15 protein-coding genes, 2 pseudogenes and 1 riboswitch are annotated in these 15,783 nt (G+C 55.2%); of the genes and pseudogenes, 6 read left to right on the forward strand and 11 right to left on the reverse strand.

Annotated features, from left to right (window positions below; all coding sequences use genetic code 11):
* Positions 1-59: 59 nt before the first annotated feature.
* The 5 genes from thiD to DPA2511_RS23735 form a co-directional block, all read right to left on the reverse strand.
* Positions 60-863, reverse strand: a complete 804-nt coding sequence (thiD, locus tag DPA2511_RS13925; protein ID WP_015854393.1) for a bifunctional hydroxymethylpyrimidine kinase/phosphomethylpyrimidine kinase — start codon at positions 861-863, stop codon at positions 60-62.
* Positions 860-1,648, reverse strand: a complete 789-nt coding sequence (gene thiM, locus DPA2511_RS13930) for a hydroxyethylthiazole kinase (protein WP_015854394.1) — start codon at positions 1,646-1,648, stop codon at positions 860-862. The genes thiD and thiM overlap by 4 nt, the downstream gene beginning before the upstream one ends.
* 41 nt (positions 1,649-1,689) lie before the next feature.
* Positions 1,690-1,788: riboswitch (TPP riboswitch) on the reverse strand.
* 169 nt (positions 1,789-1,957) lie between these two features.
* Positions 1,958-2,350 carry a VOC family protein gene (locus tag DPA2511_RS13935; protein ID WP_015854395.1) on the reverse strand — a complete coding sequence of 131 codons (393 nt, stop codon included), beginning with the start codon at positions 2,348-2,350 and terminating at the stop codon, positions 1,958-1,960.
* A 159-nt stretch (positions 2,351-2,509) separates the two neighbouring features.
* Positions 2,510-3,511, reverse strand: a complete 1,002-nt coding sequence (locus tag DPA2511_RS13945; RefSeq protein ID WP_015854396.1) for a DUF2891 domain-containing protein — start codon at positions 3,509-3,511, stop codon at positions 2,510-2,512.
* A 363-nt stretch (positions 3,512-3,874) separates the two neighbouring features.
* Positions 3,875-4,156, reverse strand: coding sequence for a hypothetical protein (locus DPA2511_RS23735; RefSeq protein WP_196805841.1), 282 nt, complete (start codon positions 4,154-4,156; stop codon positions 3,875-3,877).
* An 18-nt stretch (positions 4,157-4,174) separates the two neighbouring features.
* On the opposite strand from DPA2511_RS23735, the gene DPA2511_RS23740 reads away from it, so the two are divergent.
* Entirely contained in the window at positions 4,175-4,603 is a 429-nt protein-coding gene (locus DPA2511_RS23740; RefSeq protein ID WP_196805842.1) for a hypothetical protein, read from the forward strand.
* 243 nt (positions 4,604-4,846) lie between these two features.
* Here the strand turns inward: DPA2511_RS23740 and DPA2511_RS13955 are convergent.
* The 6 genes and pseudogenes from DPA2511_RS13955 to DPA2511_RS21845 form a co-directional block, all read right to left on the reverse strand.
* A pseudogene (locus tag DPA2511_RS13955) lies at positions 4,847-5,668 on the reverse strand (oxidoreductase); the annotation flags it as partial.
* A gap of 135 nt (positions 5,669-5,803) precedes the next feature.
* Entirely contained in the window at positions 5,804-6,424 is a 621-nt protein-coding gene (locus DPA2511_RS13960; RefSeq protein ID WP_015854400.1) for an START domain-containing protein, read from the reverse strand.
* Positions 6,425-6,691: 267 nt separating this feature from the next.
* Positions 6,692-7,465: a DUF3750 domain-containing protein gene (locus DPA2511_RS13965; protein WP_015854401.1), complete on the reverse strand. Its 774-nt coding sequence runs from the start codon at positions 7,463-7,465 to the stop codon at positions 6,692-6,694.
* Positions 7,466-8,123: 658 nt separating this feature from the next.
* A complete protein-coding gene (locus tag DPA2511_RS13970) occupies positions 8,124-8,432 on the reverse strand; it encodes a YciI family protein (RefSeq protein WP_015854402.1) in 309 nt (102 codons plus the stop codon).
* Between the two features lie 20 nt (positions 8,433-8,452).
* Positions 8,453-9,076: an FMN-dependent NADH-azoreductase gene (locus DPA2511_RS13975; protein ID WP_015854403.1), complete on the reverse strand. Its 624-nt coding sequence runs from the start codon at positions 9,074-9,076 to the stop codon at positions 8,453-8,455.
* 23 nt (positions 9,077-9,099) lie between these two features.
* Positions 9,100-9,875 (reverse strand): annotated as a pseudogene (locus tag DPA2511_RS21845) (alpha/beta hydrolase).
* Positions 9,876-10,046: 171 nt separating this feature from the next.
* Between DPA2511_RS21845 and DPA2511_RS13985 the strand changes: the two are divergent.
* From DPA2511_RS13985 to DPA2511_RS14005, 5 genes are all read left to right on the forward strand, one after another.
* Positions 10,047-11,042, forward strand: coding sequence for a GlxA family transcriptional regulator (locus DPA2511_RS13985; RefSeq protein ID WP_015854405.1), 996 nt, complete (start codon positions 10,047-10,049; stop codon positions 11,040-11,042).
* Between the two features lie 207 nt (positions 11,043-11,249).
* Entirely contained in the window at positions 11,250-12,374 is a 1,125-nt protein-coding gene (locus DPA2511_RS13990; protein ID WP_015854406.1) for an FIST N-terminal domain-containing protein, read from the forward strand.
* Position 12,375: 1 nt separating this feature from the next.
* Positions 12,376-13,452 carry a sensor histidine kinase gene (locus tag DPA2511_RS13995; protein WP_023638401.1) on the forward strand — a complete coding sequence of 359 codons (1,077 nt, stop codon included), beginning with the start codon at positions 12,376-12,378 and terminating at the stop codon, positions 13,450-13,452.
* The gene (locus DPA2511_RS14000) at positions 13,443-14,540 is read left to right on the forward strand and encodes an HDOD domain-containing protein (RefSeq protein WP_015854408.1); all 1,098 of its coding nucleotides are present in this window, start codon (positions 13,443-13,445) and stop codon (positions 14,538-14,540) included. The genes DPA2511_RS13995 and DPA2511_RS14000 overlap by 10 nt, the downstream gene beginning before the upstream one ends.
* Positions 14,533-15,675, forward strand: a complete 1,143-nt coding sequence (locus DPA2511_RS14005) for a response regulator (protein WP_015854409.1) — start codon at positions 14,533-14,535, stop codon at positions 15,673-15,675. The genes DPA2511_RS14000 and DPA2511_RS14005 overlap by 8 nt, the downstream gene beginning before the upstream one ends.
* Positions 15,676-15,783: the final 108 nt, after the last annotated feature.

A 15,783-nucleotide genomic window follows, 5' to 3' on the forward strand; every position in this document is an offset into this window, starting at 1 on the left:
AGCTGTCCATGCAATATTTTTCTGCTATTTATCTGATTTTCTTATCCCTTAAGACCCAATCACCACCAGCGATAAAAATGGTGCACTGGGCCGATCCCTCCGCCGACCTGCAACGAATCCGCTTGCTCCAACGCGCCCTGCAGGTAATTCTTCGCGGCGGGCAACGTCTCCTGCCAGTCGGCATGACGTGGACGCAACGCCGCCAGCGCCGCGGAGAGCGTACAGCCGGTACCGTGAGTGTGACGGGTCACGACACGCGGCGTACTGAAGCGTACCGGCGCACAATGCGTCGTAAACAACCAGTCCGGGCTTTCCCGGTCGCTCAGATGCCCGCCTTTCATCAGTACAGCCTGGCACCCCATCGCCAACAACCGCTCGCCCTGTTGCCGCATTTCCGCCTCATCGACCGCTGGCGCGCACTGCAACAACGCCGCGGCTTCCGGCAGATTGGGGGTAATCAACGACACGCGCGGCAATAACAGTTGACGCACCGCCTCCACCGCCTCGGGTGCCAGCAGCGGGTCGCCGCTTTTCGCCAGCATCACCGTATCCAGCACCACATGCGGCACTGGGTAACGTTGCAGTCGTTCTGCCACCGCCTCTACGATGTCCGTCTGCGCCAGCATGCCGATCTTGGCGCAATCAATGCGCACGTCGCTCAACACGGAATCCAGCTGCGCGGCGACAAATGCCGGTTCGATCCGGTATACCGACTGCACCCCGCGCGTGTTCTGCGCCACCAATGCGGTAATCACGCTGGTGCCATAAGCCCCCAACGCGGAAAACGTTTTAAGATCAGCCTGAATCCCCGCGCCGCCGCTGGGATCGGTACCGGCGATGGTTAATGCGTTAATGCGTTTCATACCGTCACCCCTCCGCGTTCGGCATACAGCGCATCCAGAAACCCGGGAATAAAGCTGCCCGGCCCCGATGCCTGCTGAGCGGCCCGCGCACCGCAACGCGACATGACGGCACAAGCCGCCGCCACATGGGCCAGGCGATCCCCCTCCAGTGCGCAGAACCCAGCCACCACGGCCGACAACGCGCAGCCAGTGCCCACCACTCGCGTCATTAACGGATCGCCACCGCTCACCGCCCAATCACGCTGACCATCGGTGACGTAATCCACCTCACCGGTGACGGCGACGCAGGTCGACCAACGTTGCGCCAGCGAGCGAGCGGCGGGAAGCGCGAACCATGAATCGTTGCCGCTGTCGACGCCGCGCCCGGCGGAACCTTCCCCGGCCAGCGCCAGAATTTCCGAGGCATTGCCGCGAATGGCGGCCGGTTTCATCGTGAGCAGTTGCTGAGCAAATGCCGTGCGGTATGTCAGCCCGCCGACAGCAACCGGATCCAGTACCCAGGGCGTGCCTGCCTGTGTCGCACTGGCGATCGCCGCCAGCATGGCATCCGCCCGGGATACTTCTAGCGTTCCAATATTGATCAGCAGTGCATCAGCGAGTGCGCTGAATTGCGCCGCTTCGCCCGGATCCACCACCATCGCGGGAGAGGCGCCCAACGCGAGCAGTACATTAGCGGTAAAACTTTGCACCACGTCATTAGTGAGACAATGAACCAACGGAGCACGCTGGTGAAACAAAGTGAGGGAATCCGCGACAGAGGCAGTAGGGAAAGGTGTTGCTTGCATTTTCATAAACCTCCCGACCGGCGTGGAAGAAGACGGCAACCGGCGGGATACCGTGACTTTCCTACGCTGGCATTATCCAGTTCAGGTAATACGGGTATTTCTCAGCCCCGCCTTTCAGAAGGGCACCCCGAGTCAACAGCGGTATTATTCAGAGCGTTTGGGAAAAGATCAATCGCTACGGTTTCCTGATCCCAGGAGTCAGTCCATTAACGGCTACACCGCCGCATCCATCAATGCAACCGCAATAGCACCTCATTACATCCGCGTGCTAAATCATGGTGTCGGCAGCTCCGGCAGAATGCCGTCACTTCAGGGTGCACGGTGATACACCGCCTCAATATTGTACCCATCGGGGTCGTACACAAAGGCTGCGTAGTAATTCGGGTGGTAGTTTGGACGCAGCCCCGGCGCCCCATTATCCCGGCCCCCCGCAGCGATAGCTGCGGCAAAGAAAGCGTCGACCCGCTCACGCGATGCGGTACTGAACGCAAAGTGCACCGCCGGGCAAGCTCCTGCCTCCGCCTGATAAAACCAGAGTTCGCCGCCCGGATCGCTGGCTTGCCCGTACCCTTCCGTCACCGCGAAGCTGACGGCGAACGACATATCCTTAATCAGGCGATAACCCAACGGCCTGAGCGCAGCCTCATAAAACTGTCGACTACGGGTTATATCCGTCACCGGAATACTCAGATGATCCAGCATAATCTCTCCTTGCTGATGGTCGTTATGGATGATATCGCGCCACCATACCCCCACCGTTTAGCGGGAAACATGATCGTGATCGGCAAAGAGAATAATGCGTAATGGCATGGAAAACGCCACGGATGATTGCCCGACACCCATGTTGGGCAACCGTGAGGGTCAGCACACCAGCGCCAGCATGGCGAAACTCGCCAGCCAGTGTCCGCCGCTGTAGTGGCTGCCCACCACGTATCCAACGCTGGCGTCAAGATGCCGCTCGGCGGCATCCAGCAAGACCGACCGCGAGGCGGCCGATGCCGGCAGTTGTTCTGTGATATGGCGCATACACCAGGCCCGGCTGAGGTTTAACCCATCCAGATGCGCGATTTTCGTATCGGCCCTGTCACTCACCCGTGCCGGATGGAGCAACGTATTGCACACAGACATCGTCGGTAAAAACGCATCAAACCAGGAAGGAAATGCCGCTCCCAACACCTGGCTCATCAATAACCCTTCGGTCAAGGCACCGGACAAAAATTCGTCCCCGCCCGGTTCGTAATGCGCGGGATAGGCGATGTCATCGACAAAATAACACATGGCCGCCTGGGTAATGGCGGTCTCCAGTTTGCTGTCCGCCACGATGCGTGCATAGTCGAGCGACAGACTCAGCGCGAAAGCGGTATTGAAATGAGTGCCGACCCGGATGGGGTAGGTCAGTTTGTCCAGATAGTCGAGCAACCGTTGCCGGATATCCTGCACCAGCGGCCGCAGTGCATCCAACCAACTGGCCGCGGCAGGGTGCCGCGATTGCGCGAGCTCTCCCGCCAACGCCAGCAACCAGCCATAACCGTAAGGCCGTTCAAAGGAGGCACGCATCGGCGCCTGAAAATACGCAGCCTCACGCGCCATGTTATCCCGCGTGAAATGCTCGTCAAACAGCCGGGTAATGTCGTCGTAACAAGGCAGTTCGGGAAACTCGCGGAGACTACGCAGCAGTAGCCAGTAGCCATGCACGGCGGAATGCCAGTCGAAACAGCCGTAGAATACCGGGTGTAACTCACGCGGCGGCAACGCATCGGCATCGCTATTCATCAGGTGCATAATGTGATTGGGGTATTCCTGCCGTAGGTAGGTCAACGGCATACGGGCGAACGCATCCGCCAGGTGGGGTGTCAGTTGCATCTCGGTTCCTTAGTACGCCCATAGCCGCATCGCCGTGCGTCCCGAACGCCATAAAAAGTAACGGTTTAAGATTATATGACTCACAACTATCCCAGCCGGATTTATGCGTCAATCGGTTTATGCGTTTCAGGAAAATCAATGCATTTCAGGGGATGACAATGCCCTACCCGAGGATGTTGAACGGAAGGTCGAACCGCCATTTTGCATAAAGAAAAGCGATCACGGAGGGAAGCCAGCGCCCGTACCTGCCTGGTCGTTGCGGATAAAAAACCGGCTCTTTTGATATGCCGCAATACATAGGCCCAATCAGGCACTAGGCTGTAATACATTGCGGCGATAAGGAGATGCTCATACCGCTGCCCTTCACTCAAACGTTTGGTTAACGGCAGAACTATGCTCAGCGTGAATCATGACTGGAATCCGTTGCAAAAAAACCTCAAGGACAGCATCAAAAACAGGGATCTGACGCAAATCATCGAGACCGCGCTGACGCTGCACGGTCTGGTACACAGCGGCGCTGTCACCCAAAACAAGACTCCCACTTTTCAGGATGAAATCCTGAGCGATCTCGACGAGTCGGCGTTTCGGGCCGTCAGAAGCCCCAAATATCAGGGATATCGCACACTCGCGTTTTACCTCTTCCATATCACCCGAATCGAAGATATGTGCGCCAATATTCTCATCGACAATGGTACGCAGGTCATCATGCAAGGTGACTGGATGCAGAAAATGCGCATCGATCGCATAGATACCGGCAATTCGATGACAGAAAGCGAAATGGCGGCCTTTAGCCACAACATCGACGGCGCCGCGTTATTTGCTTACCGCAATCAGGTCGCGGTTCAGACCCGCAAAATCCTCGCTGGGCTGAGTAAACCCGATATCGCCAGAAAACCAACCGCCGGCCAATTAGCGCGTTTGGTGGCCGAACGAAGCGTACTCGCTGATCCTGACGCTATCTGGCTCCTTGATTTCTGGGGGAAAAAGAATGTGGGCGGCCTACTGATGATGCCAATCACCCGGCATCAAATTCTGCATTTAAATGACTGCAAAGAAATCATCAGGCTGGCACGGCAAAAAAACAGGACTTGAGACCTGATGCATGCTGTCGCATCCGGCGATGACGGCACCCGCGCTGTCCTGACGGTTCTGCGGCACAGCCAGTTCAGCGCCGATGCACAGCAATATCCTCGCGGCATGGGCCACGACAGTGTCGGGCGTGCCCCGCCCCCGCTACCACAATGTGGGCGGCTCCACGGGGTTCGCCGGCGGAAGACCGGGTTGCCAGTGAAGCAAGCCACAATGTTCTCCTTAGTTCTCCTTACACGGCGCCTATCAGCGAGTCTGGCTCAGAATGATGCGGTCGAACATGCGGTCGCCTAACCAGACGCGCATGCGGATCAGCATTTTTGCGAACTTACCGGCAGCATAGCGCGTGCGAGGATTGTTACTGGACACCGCCCTGGAAACCACGTTTGCGATCACGCTCGGATCGCTACCCGTGCCATGCCCGTAGGTGTTTTTGATAGACTTGGCCACCATCTGCACCAGCCGGCCATATGGGCCGCTGGCCGAGCGCTTGACGATGCTGTCCGTGGCGGCATCACCGAACCCCGTCTCGATCACGCCAGGCTCGACGATCACAACCTTGATGCCGAACTCACCGACCTCCAGGCGCAGGCAATCCGACCATCCCTCCAGCGCATGTTTGGTCGCGTGGTACCAGGCGCCCAGGATGCTGTACATCTTGCCGCCCATTGAGGTGATATTGACGATGTGTCCGGAATTTTTGGCCCGCATGGCGGGCAGTAGCAGCTGCGTGAGCCGGGCGGCGCCGAAGAGATTGACCTCAAACTGGTAGCGCGCTTCGTCGATGCTGATTTCTTCGACCGGCCCATACAAGCCGAAGCCTGCATTGTTGACCAGCACGTCCACACCGCCCGTCTGGGAAAGGATGGTCTCGACGCCAGCGACAATCTCCTCGTCCCTGGAGACGTCCATACGCAAAGGTTGAGCACCCAGTGCGGCCAGATCGGCCATTTTGTCGACGCTACGCGCCGCCACGTAGACCTGGTAGCCATCCTTGATCAGACGCTGAGCTATGGCCTTGCCCATACCTGACGATGCGCCAGTGACCAGAGCCGTTTTTTTTCCTTGGTAAACATGTTACACCTCATTTTTTGTTGAGTAGCCGCGAGTCTTTCAGGAAACGCCGAGGTTCCATCTCGCGACATGCGCCAATACCGTTGCTCTTTGCACTACGACACCGGCCTCTCTGGCCATCAGTGAACTTCAGTGAACTACCTGCACACGGCTTCGCAACGCCTTGAGCGTCCCGTAGGGCGTGTCCACTACGGTCTGGTTAGCCAACCAGCTGGGAATGGAGCCGCCAGGGGATGCATGCATCTGATAAGTCACCTTCACACCTGCTGCATCAGGTACTAACATCCACTGCCCTTTGGCCTGGGGAATGCGGACTTTCCCCTCGCGCAACGGCAAATAGTCGGGAACGGCTTCCACTCGCACAGTCACTGCGCCGTCGCCCGACTTCGCGTAGGTGAAGTGGTAGATACCGTCGCGGTTAGACACCGGCCAGGGTGCCTTATTGTCCAGGTAATGGAACTGTTCGGTGGCAGTCGCTTTAAGTAATGTAGACACAGCCACGTCAGGCATCCACTGACGGTAGGCATCGGCGTTACGTAATACCTTGACCACATCATCGGGGCTAGCGTTGATCTGCACCTCGCCGCGGAATTCGCGCAGCGGCGATCCATCAACGTTGCGCACATAAACCTTGATGCCATCAGCATCCTTGGCCAGCGACCAGTCGTGCTCGTTCTGTGCTAAAGCTGACTGGCTGATCAACAGACCGGCCAGCAGGGTTACGGGAAGAAAATAGCGGTGGACGTTCATGGCGAAACCTCATCGAGTGAAGAGGCCTTCACCATAAAGGGCCACGCCCCACGGTGAACTAGCCAAATGCGCCAGATGAACAGCGATCGGCGCCAGCCTAAACCTGACGAAATGCGGTCTCGCTCCCGTCTGTAACACCTGAACTTCGAAGCCGGCGCCTGTACCACCGGCTACGGAATGGCGTATTGATCAGCAACCTCAGCCCCCCATCAGGGCGGGCTTCGTCTCGTGAGTAAAGGCCGGGTTCCGATGCTGCAACACGCAGACTTACCCCTCATCCCGCTTCGCATTGTCGTACCCCAGCCGGCCGATAAAGGGCAAACGCAGTGCCGGAGGGTTCAGATCGATCCCCATGCTGGCGCCGAGGATATTGACCTCAACCCCCTCTTCCACGCCCAACGTAACGCCCACTACGCCCAGCAACGATACCTGCACGCCGCTGCCCGACGGCGATAACCCCACCGGGCGCGTAATCGCGCGGAAATCTTTACCAATCGCATTGGCCGGCATATCCAACGCCAACGCCGGCACTTCCCGGCCGATATGCGCCATAAAGGTGTTACTGTTCGGCCCAGGCCAGGCGTGATACGTGTGCGGCCAGGGGTAGCTTTTGATTGCAGCTTCAATTTTCGGGATCATCGTTTCCGCGCCCGCACCGCGATGTTCCACCAATAATCGCGGCGTCGAACCGAACCAAAACCCATCAGGAACGGTGTAGTCGCGCCGGACAACGTTATCCCCGCCCCAGCCGATCACCTCATAGCGGCTATAGCGGGTTTCACCCGCCCTTTTGAAGATAATCCAGGGGTGCACCGCCAGCAGGCCGCGCCAGCCGTAAGTCGGCGCCGCATACACCTGCACAATGGCGATATCGCCATTCCTGACCGGATCCGGCGCCACGCCGGCAGAATCGCGTCGCGCCGACTGCCAACTTTGCCCCTTAAGGTTTTCGTCATTGCGCGTCGCCTGCGCCAGACTTTGCCCCAATGACAGGATTAATACGCTGATAAAACCGATGCCCAGCATCTTGAGGTAGTTCATCCAGAGATAACCTCCGTGGAAAAGGAGCAAACAGGATAGGAACGTGGGTAATCACGCCGCATTCCGTTCAGATAACCGCCATTCAGCCAGTGTACTGTCAACGGGCGCGCGCAGCGAGTAAACCGGAGCCTATACAGAGTGCGTGAGGGTTGCGAGCGCTGCCCAGAACCAACATGGCCAGTGAGTTGCCCGAAATTGGATAGGCTCTGAGCGAATGAAAATTTTTCGCCGTCCGAACCATCGACGATAAAAACTGAATTCAGCGAAATGCGGTGATATCCAGAATAAAAAATTCGCCAGTAAAACATGGCTGGCGAACATTGGAGTCAATGATATTCAACAAAATAAATTAGCCGCTACACTTTCCATCAATGATGACAATTATAACCAGCGCCACATTAACATCCGGCACCGTTGACATCATTAAACTAACGCTAGTCCTTTATTCAAAGTTAAATAGAGCGGCTAATTCGTTATAACACTCTGATGCAATCGACACCTGTATTGTTCTAACTTCAAAATAAAAAATGTCACCGTCCCACATAGAAATACCATTATTAATGATATTTAAATACGCAATATATCACCACAGGATAATAATAAAATTCATTCTCTTCGCAGAAATAATCCGACTTATTTTCCATATGTCGAGGTTATATTATAAAAACGTCGCACCGCTCGCCCACCCTGAGTGAAAACTACCAGAACAAATCGTTGGCTCAATCGTTTTTATATCTACCTTGACCAATTTAAAAATCACAAACGGATCGTCAGATAGCAACATGCCGATTTCCGCAGCATTGATACCGGAAGCCAGAATAAACCCTCCCGTTCCATTCTCCAACGGCCCGGCAAAAATAATATGACCACCGCGGATATTATCTGCCAGCCACTTTTTATGCGCATCCATATGCTTTTCAAACTCATATTTAGGGCTGGTATACTCAAGTGTAATTGCGTGTAACATAAAGACCACCTTGAAAATAATTAGCCAGCAATAGCGTCGATAACCGTATGGATAGATGATTTAGCATTTTTGATTTCACGATTTTTTATTTCATCGCCTTTTGATGCCCCTTCAGCACGAACGAAATGAATATCGGTAATGCCCAAAAATTTGAAGAAAGTCTGGAGATATCGCTCCTGAAAATCCATATCGGCAATAGGCTGATCAACATAAAAGCCCCCGCGCGCGGAGACAACGATAACGGTTCGCCCGCCGGACAGGCCTACCGGCCCTTTTTCCGTATATTTAAAGGTTTTCCCGGCCTGAGCCAACCTGTCCAGCCATGATTTTAACTGGCTGGGCACCGAAAAATTGTACATTGGCGCGCCAATAACAATGATGTCGCTAGCCAGAAATTCTGAGACCAGTTGCTCGGAAAGCTGGTGTTCTTGCACCATGTCATTGTCTGCCGGGGCTGACGCCATTGGACGAAACCCGGCGGCGATGGCCCCCGTGAGATGGCGTATTTCATTTTTAACCACATCGCGATAATGCACCGTTGCATCAGGATATTTTTCAACCAGACCGGTCATCACCTCAGCGGAAATTTGTCGTGTGACGGAGTCATCTTCAAGAATACTGGAATCTATATGTAATATATTCATCAAAATACTCTCTCTGTTAGGATTTACAACTTGATAGCCTTGGCTGCGTTATCAATAAATCTCGCGACATCTTCAGGATGAGAGACGAGAGACATATGACTGGATGAAATTGACATAACTTTCGCCCCTATCTGGTCGGAAATTTTTCTCTGCACGGATGGATCTAATGCCTTGTCATTACGGGTTAGCAAATACCATGTCGGTTTGTCTTTCCAGGCAGCGTGCTGAACTTTATCGCCAAATGCGCTGGCCGCGATCGGCTGCTGCACGGCGGTTAATGCCAACATTTTTTTAACGGCACGTCCCCAGCCATTATTTCATGATATTTTTCTGGATTATCCAGCCAAATTAACCCATGGGCATCCGGTGCCATACCATCCATCGGCGCATTCAGGCGCTGTAATAAATCAGCGACTGATTCCCCGCTATCCGGAACTAATGCCGACAAATAAACGATACCGCGCACGTTGGGATAATTCCCCGCCTGGGTAATTACAGCGCCGGCCCATGAATGACCGACCAGTAATACCTCGCCTTGCTGTCTTTGCAAAACCTGCTCTGTCGCCCTGACATCATCGGCTAAAGACGTCAGTGGATTTTGAACCGCGGTAACATGGTATCCCATATTCTGCAATTTGGCCGTCACCGACGCCCAGCTGGAGCCATCCGTAAATGCCCCATGCACTAAAACGATATTTTTAATTGTTGCCGCCTCCGCGAAGTTCTGAACGGTAAGAACAAAAACCAAACTTACTGCAATCATCAGATTACTCAGCCAATTAATACGAGAATCCATCATAAGTTCACCGTTAACAGTGGGGTTGCTATTCACCGTTTTTTCAAACGCGCTGATTATTCCTACAAGAGGGAGTGAGGAAAGTTTAGCCTGCATGGCGGCCCCCTGGTAAGGTGGCAAAGTTGACATTATTCATGCAAAATTCGCCAACATTCCATGATGAGAGAACACACCATGCGTATCGCCATCCTGGCATTGCCGGGCAGTATGTCGTCAGCGATATCGGGGCTCGCCGATATATTTTGGATCGTCAATCAGGCGCTGATAACGCGGCTGGACGAAGCGCATCAGCAGCCCCCTGCCGAGCGCTCTTTTGAAACATCGATTATCAGCGCCGACGGCAAGCCGGTACCCGATGCGCAGGGAAGACTCATCCATGTAGACCATTCATTTGAAACAGTCGGCACACCAGATATCGTTCTGGCAACGGGAATGGTGCTCGGCCCCAATAAGCTGCCTATGGCGACCGGGCCTGTAAATGCATCGGCGCGCTGGCTCAAAGAACAATTCCAGCGTGGCTCACTGATAGGCGGCGCCTGCGCAGGAAGTTTTATTCTGGGGGAAGCTGGGTTGCTGGATGGACGGTTTTGCAGCACAACATGGTGGCTTTACCATATTTTTAAACAACAGTATCCCAAGGCAAAACCTGTGTGGGGCAAAGCGCTGGAAGAACAGGATGGCGTCATTACGACAGGCGGCCCGTTGTCCTGGGTTGAGCTGGCCCTGCACATTATCCGGCGTAGCGCAGGATCGGACATCGCCAAATTAGCGGCGGACATCGCAGTCGCCGATAGCCAGCCGCTGTCTCAGCGTATTTATGCCCCACAGGGGTTCATGAATACTGTCGATCCGCTACTGCTGCGCGCTGAACATCTGATTCGGTATCAGAACCCATCAATGACGGCGGAAGATTTGGCCAGCGCGCTTAATTTTAGTGACCGGACTCTGCATCGAAAACTGAAAGAGCTCACGAACGAAAGCCCTAAAAATTTTATTACTCGCGTCAGAATCGAAACGGCGTGCATGCTGCTTGAAAATCCGGCGGCCAGCATCAAACAGGTCGCAGAAGAGTGTGGTTACAGTGAAGATACGGCTTTCAGACGCGCCTTTTCCCAATTGATGGGAATGACGCCAACGCAATACCGAAAGTGGGCCTCATTAAGAACCTGATATGCCGGCATGTCGAGGTCAATCGCCGGCATATCGTAGATTTCGACCAGCCTGAACCACGTAATTCATAAGATAAAATTCCCCCTATTTGCCATTTGTACCATCGGCACCTAATCTATTTTCATAGGAATAACAGGCAACATGTTGAATCAAACGAGCACAGGATTGCAGATGAAAGCTTCTGCTTAGAATCGGGAGAGACTCGTCATGAATGTCCAACTAAAGTACGCCAGTAGCGAGTCGTTAGACCCGGGCCAGGCCGTCGCCGAGTTTGCCAACAAGCTCGGTCATGAAGGCATCGATACCGTCATTTTCTTCTGTTCTCCAAACTACGACCTGGACATCCTGGGGCGGGAGTTGAAGAACGCATTTTCCTGCCCTTGCATTGGTTGCACCTCTTCGGGCCAGATTGGCACCGAAGGCTTTCAATACTCCGGGCTGTTGGGCCTTGGATTGGGCAAAAACTTTCGTACCCACTCCTTCATGATTCAACCATTGATCGACTATAGCGCGGCAGTGGCCGACATCGCCGAGGCTATTCGCCGCGATACCGAGGCAAGGCCAAATCTACAGCGCTTCGGTCTACTGCTGATAGACGGCCTCTCTATGGCCGAAGAGCGCCTGGCTGCGAATCTCTACCAACAGATCGGCAACGTTCCAATCATTGGCGGTTCCGCCGGCGATGACCTGCGTTTCGAGAAAACCCACGTCTACGATGGACATGGACGATTCGTTTCCGACGCAGCAATATTCGCCGTCATCGAGACCGATGCGCCCATCGCCACCTTCAAAGTCCAGCATTTCGAACCCAGTGAAGTGGAGTTAGTCATCACCGAAGCCGATCCGGAAAAGCGGCTCATCCTGGAAATAAACGGTGAGCCTGCCGCTCAGGTTTACGCAGAGGCTCTGGGTCTCACGGTGCACGAATTGACGCCGACGGTATTCTCCCGCCACCCGCTGGTGCTCTCCTTCGGTGACGAACCCTACGTCCGCTCCATCCAGAAATGGAACGACGACCTCTCTCTCACCTGCTACTGCGCCATAGAGGAAGGGCTGATCGTCGCCATCGGCAAAGCGGAGGATCCGATCCAAACCTTTAAACAGGCTTTCGTCAAAGTCCGAGAAACGATTCCGAACCCCGTAGTCATCATCGGCTGCGATTGCATTCTGCGCCGTCTCCAGTTCGAACAAGAGGGGCTCGAAGAGCAGATTGGCAACGTGATGACACAAAACCGGGTCGTGGGTTTCTCCACCTATGGCGAGCAGTTCAACGGATTGCACGTGAACCAAACCTTTACGGGCGTCGCTATTGGAGGGCAACACAGTGACTGAAATGTCCGCCGCCGACTATGAGCGCAAACTCGCTGCCCGGGATAAAACCATCGATGTACTCAAGCGCCGCATCGCGCAAGAAGCCAGACACAGCCACGCTACGCCTTTTGCCATCCTGGAACAGAACGTGGGGCTGGAGAAGGTGGTCGCCCGCAAGACCCTTGAGTTGGAAAACGAACGGCATGAGTTGGAAAAAGCCCTGACCGAGTTGCGTTTCACCCAAGCTCAGTTGCTGCAGGCGCAGAAGATGGAATCCATTGGACAGCTCGCCGCCGGCATCGCCCACGAGATCAACACGCCGACTCAGTATGTCTCCGACAATGTGGGATTTGTTAAAACCGCTGCCGCCTCTCTGCTAAGCCTGCTGGACTCCGCCCTCGCGCTGGCAGAGGCCGCACGGGGAAAAATGGCCGAAGAACCTATCGTGGCGGAATTCGACGCGGCCCTCAAGCGCGTGAAAGTGGAGTTCTTACGCCGCCAGATCCCAAGCGCATTAGATGAATCGCTGGAGGGCCTGGGCCATATCGCCAAGATTGTGTCCGCCATGAAGGAATTCTCCCATCCCTCACAAAACGAGAAAGCGCTGGTGGATGTGCGCGAAATCATCAACACCACGGCAACCGTCGCCCGCAACGAATGGAAATACGTAGCGGAACTGGAGACCCATTTCGAGGATGAGTTGCCGCAATTGCCGTGTTTGCGCGATATGATCGGTCAGGCCATTCTCAACCTGGTGGTGAACGCCGCCCATGCCATCGCAGACACCATTAAGGAAGGCATCAAAGAAAAAGGCCTTATCATCATCTCCGCGGCACGGGACGGCGAGCATATGGAGATCAGGATCAAAGACGACGGAAGCGGCATCCCCGCGAGGATTCGCGACCGTATTTTCGATCCGTTTTTCACGACCAAAGCCGTAGGTAAAGGCACGGGGCAAGGTCTCGCCATTGTCTATTCGACCGTGGTGGACAAACATTGCGGGCAGATCCGTTGCGAATCGGAAGAAGGTGTGGGTACGACATTCATCCTGCGCTTACCGCTTCACTGCCATAAAGAGGAATGCCCCGCATGCAAGTGATGTTCGTCGATGACGAAAGCCGGGTGCTTTCCGGCATTGAGCGGGCACTCATGATGCAGGACACCGGATGGGAATACCGCTTCGCCAGTAGCGGTCAGGAAGCACTGGCTATGCTGGAGGAAAAACCGGCCGACGTAGTGGTGTCCGACATGCGTATGCCCTTTATGGATGGCGCTGAATTACTGGCGCAGGTACGCAACCGCTGGCCTGGCACCATACGTATTATTCTGTCCGGCTACTCTGAGCCCGCGGCTACCTTGCGCATGTTGGACGTGGCTCACCGGTTTGTCTCTAAACCCTGCGACAGCACGGTACTGCTGACTATGATAGAAAGCGCACTGACCCTGCGCGACATGTTCCGGAACCCGGCCGTGATCGAGATAGTCGGCGGCGTCAACCGGTTGCCCGCCGCCCCCAAAGTGTTCACCGCAGTATGCCGCCTCCTTAACGATCCCGGCAGCGATACCCGACACATCGCCGAACTTCTGGGCAGTGACCCGGCGCTGAGCGCCAAGATTATGCAGCTTGCGAATTCGACCTATTTCGCCAGAGGTGGTCACATCAACGATATAGGAAACGCCATTACCCATTTGGGTCTGGATCAGGTGAGACAGCTCGTCCTGGCTTCTCAAGTCTTTGCTGACGCGAAGACAGACCATTGTGTGGAACGGTTACAGCGAAACGCCCTGCTCGCCGCCACTCTAGCCGCCCGTATTTCCAGCCACCAGGGGTTGGAGCCGACTGCCGCCCTGCTCGCCAACATTGCATGGCTCATCCCCGAACTGAGGGAATCTGACGGCAAGGCCTTCACAGCGCTCGACAACGTCCCCATGCTCGCCGCAGTGGGCGCGTATCTGCTGGCCTTGTGGGGATTACCCATGGATATCGTGGAAGCAGTGGCATGTCATGTGCGACCTTCCCATTCTGCCGAAAAAGTCTTCGGCACGATCGGCATCGTTCATGTCGCGGTCACCCTCGTCAATAACGGCGTCCTCGATCTGGACTATCTCGAACAAACCGGCGTACTGAACAAACTGCCCCAGTGGCAGGAGATGCTCGCCCACATACAGGAAACTCGCGATGACTGAAACTGCCTTGCCCCGCGTATTGTGCGTAGATGACGAATCCAATGTACTTGCCGCAATGGAGCGTAACCTGTTTGGCGAATTCGACGTTGTGGTGGCTCCTAGCGGGGAAGCCGGCCTGGATGCCATTCGCTGGGGCAAACGTTTTGCCGTGATTATGTCCGACATGCGTATGCCCAACATGGATGGCGCCACCTTCCTCGCCAAAGCCCGCGAACTCTCCCCCGACAGCGTGCGTATCCTGCTTACCGGTCAGGCTGACGTGGAATCCTCCATCGCCGCCATCAACAAGGGAGCCATCTTCCGTTACCTCTGCAAACCGTGTCCGAAAGAAGATCTGGTTTCGGCACTTAATGACGCCGTCAGCCAGTACCGTCTCATTTGTGCAGAAAAGGAATTGCTGGCAACCACCCTCACCGCTTCGGTCAAAACGCTGACTGAAGTACTCGCCATGGTCGCACCGTGGGCTTTTCAACGGGCGGCGTTTGCCCAGTCCTGTGTCCACCATGCGCTGACCAAGCTAGAATGGCCTGATGGGTGGATATACACCATCGCCGCGTCCTTGAGCCAAATCGGCTGCGTCGGCATTCCCGCCGATATCGTCCAAGCCGATGCGGCCCAGCGCGAACTCACCGAGGGAGAGAAAAAACTCCTCAAGGAACACCCAGATGTCGCCGCGCGATTGGTGGCACACATCCCCCGCCTCGAGCTGGTGGCCGAGATCATCCGCCACCAGGACAAGATTGCCCCGTCCAGCGCCCCCACCGAGGTTATCCGCGGTTCACACCTCTTGCGCGGCGCCCTCGAACTCGAGCGCCACGCATCGCGGGGACAGGCACTGGAACATCCAGGGGAAATCCTGCGTGCGTTACGACCGCCGATCCCTGAGTACATTATCAAAACCCTGACTGATTTCCGCACCAACACAGCCGGTGTCCGCACTGTGCGCATTTGCGAATTGAAGCCTGGCTGGGTGATAGATGAAGACATACGCACCACCAACGACTTAATGGTACTTACCAAAGGTCATGAACTCACCGATACCGCTATCTCTGCACTTCAACGCCTCCTTGCCGCCAACGCCGTCAAAGAACCGATCCGGGTACGTGGACTTCCGGATACCCCGGCATCATCGTGACATTTAACAGACCTGACGGTGGTGATTCAGTAACAGGACGAATAGGCTTCAAGCAATGCCGCAGCCGATACTGCCCAATGGTGAGGGTGAGGGTGAGGGTGAGGGTGA

Source organism: Musicola paradisiaca NCPPB 2511, from assembly GCF_000400505.1.
GTDB lineage: Bacteria > Pseudomonadota > Gammaproteobacteria > Enterobacterales > Enterobacteriaceae > Musicola > Musicola paradisiaca.

Excerpts from the sequence above, each read along its gene's own strand:
- thiD (WP_015854393.1), bottom strand. The coding sequence starts at position 863 with ATGAAACGCATTAACGCATTAACCATCGCCGGTACCGATCCCAGCGGC.
- thiM (WP_015854394.1), bottom strand. The coding sequence starts at position 1,648 with ATGCAAGCAACACCTTTCCCTACTGCCTCTGTCGCGGATTCCCTCACT.
- DPA2511_RS13935 (WP_015854395.1), bottom strand. The coding sequence starts at position 2,350 with ATGCTGGATCATCTGAGTATTCCGGTGACGGATATAACCCGTAGTCGA.
- DPA2511_RS13945 (WP_015854396.1), bottom strand. The coding sequence starts at position 3,511 with ATGCAACTGACACCCCACCTGGCGGATGCGTTCGCCCGTATGCCGTTG.
- DPA2511_RS23735 (WP_196805841.1), bottom strand. The coding sequence starts at position 4,156 with ATGGAAGAGGTAAAACGCGAGTGTGCGATATCCCTGATATTTGGGGCT.
- DPA2511_RS23740 (WP_196805842.1), top strand. The coding sequence starts at position 4,175 with ATGTGCGCCAATATTCTCATCGACAATGGTACGCAGGTCATCATGCAA.
- DPA2511_RS13960 (WP_015854400.1), bottom strand. The coding sequence starts at position 6,424 with ATGAACGTCCACCGCTATTTTCTTCCCGTAACCCTGCTGGCCGGTCTG.
- DPA2511_RS13965 (WP_015854401.1), bottom strand. The coding sequence starts at position 7,465 with ATGAACTACCTCAAGATGCTGGGCATCGGTTTTATCAGCGTATTAATC.
- DPA2511_RS13970 (WP_015854402.1), bottom strand. The coding sequence starts at position 8,432 with ATGTTACACGCAATTACACTTGAGTATACCAGCCCTAAATATGAGTTT.
- DPA2511_RS13975 (WP_015854403.1), bottom strand. The coding sequence starts at position 9,076 with ATGAATATATTACATATAGATTCCAGTATTCTTGAAGATGACTCCGTC.
- DPA2511_RS13985 (WP_015854405.1), top strand. The coding sequence starts at position 10,047 with ATGCGTATCGCCATCCTGGCATTGCCGGGCAGTATGTCGTCAGCGATA.
- DPA2511_RS13990 (WP_015854406.1), top strand. The coding sequence starts at position 11,250 with ATGAATGTCCAACTAAAGTACGCCAGTAGCGAGTCGTTAGACCCGGGC.
- DPA2511_RS13995 (WP_023638401.1), top strand. The coding sequence starts at position 12,376 with ATGTCCGCCGCCGACTATGAGCGCAAACTCGCTGCCCGGGATAAAACC.
- DPA2511_RS14000 (WP_015854408.1), top strand. The coding sequence starts at position 13,443 with ATGCAAGTGATGTTCGTCGATGACGAAAGCCGGGTGCTTTCCGGCATT.
- DPA2511_RS14005 (WP_015854409.1), top strand. The coding sequence starts at position 14,533 with ATGACTGAAACTGCCTTGCCCCGCGTATTGTGCGTAGATGACGAATCC.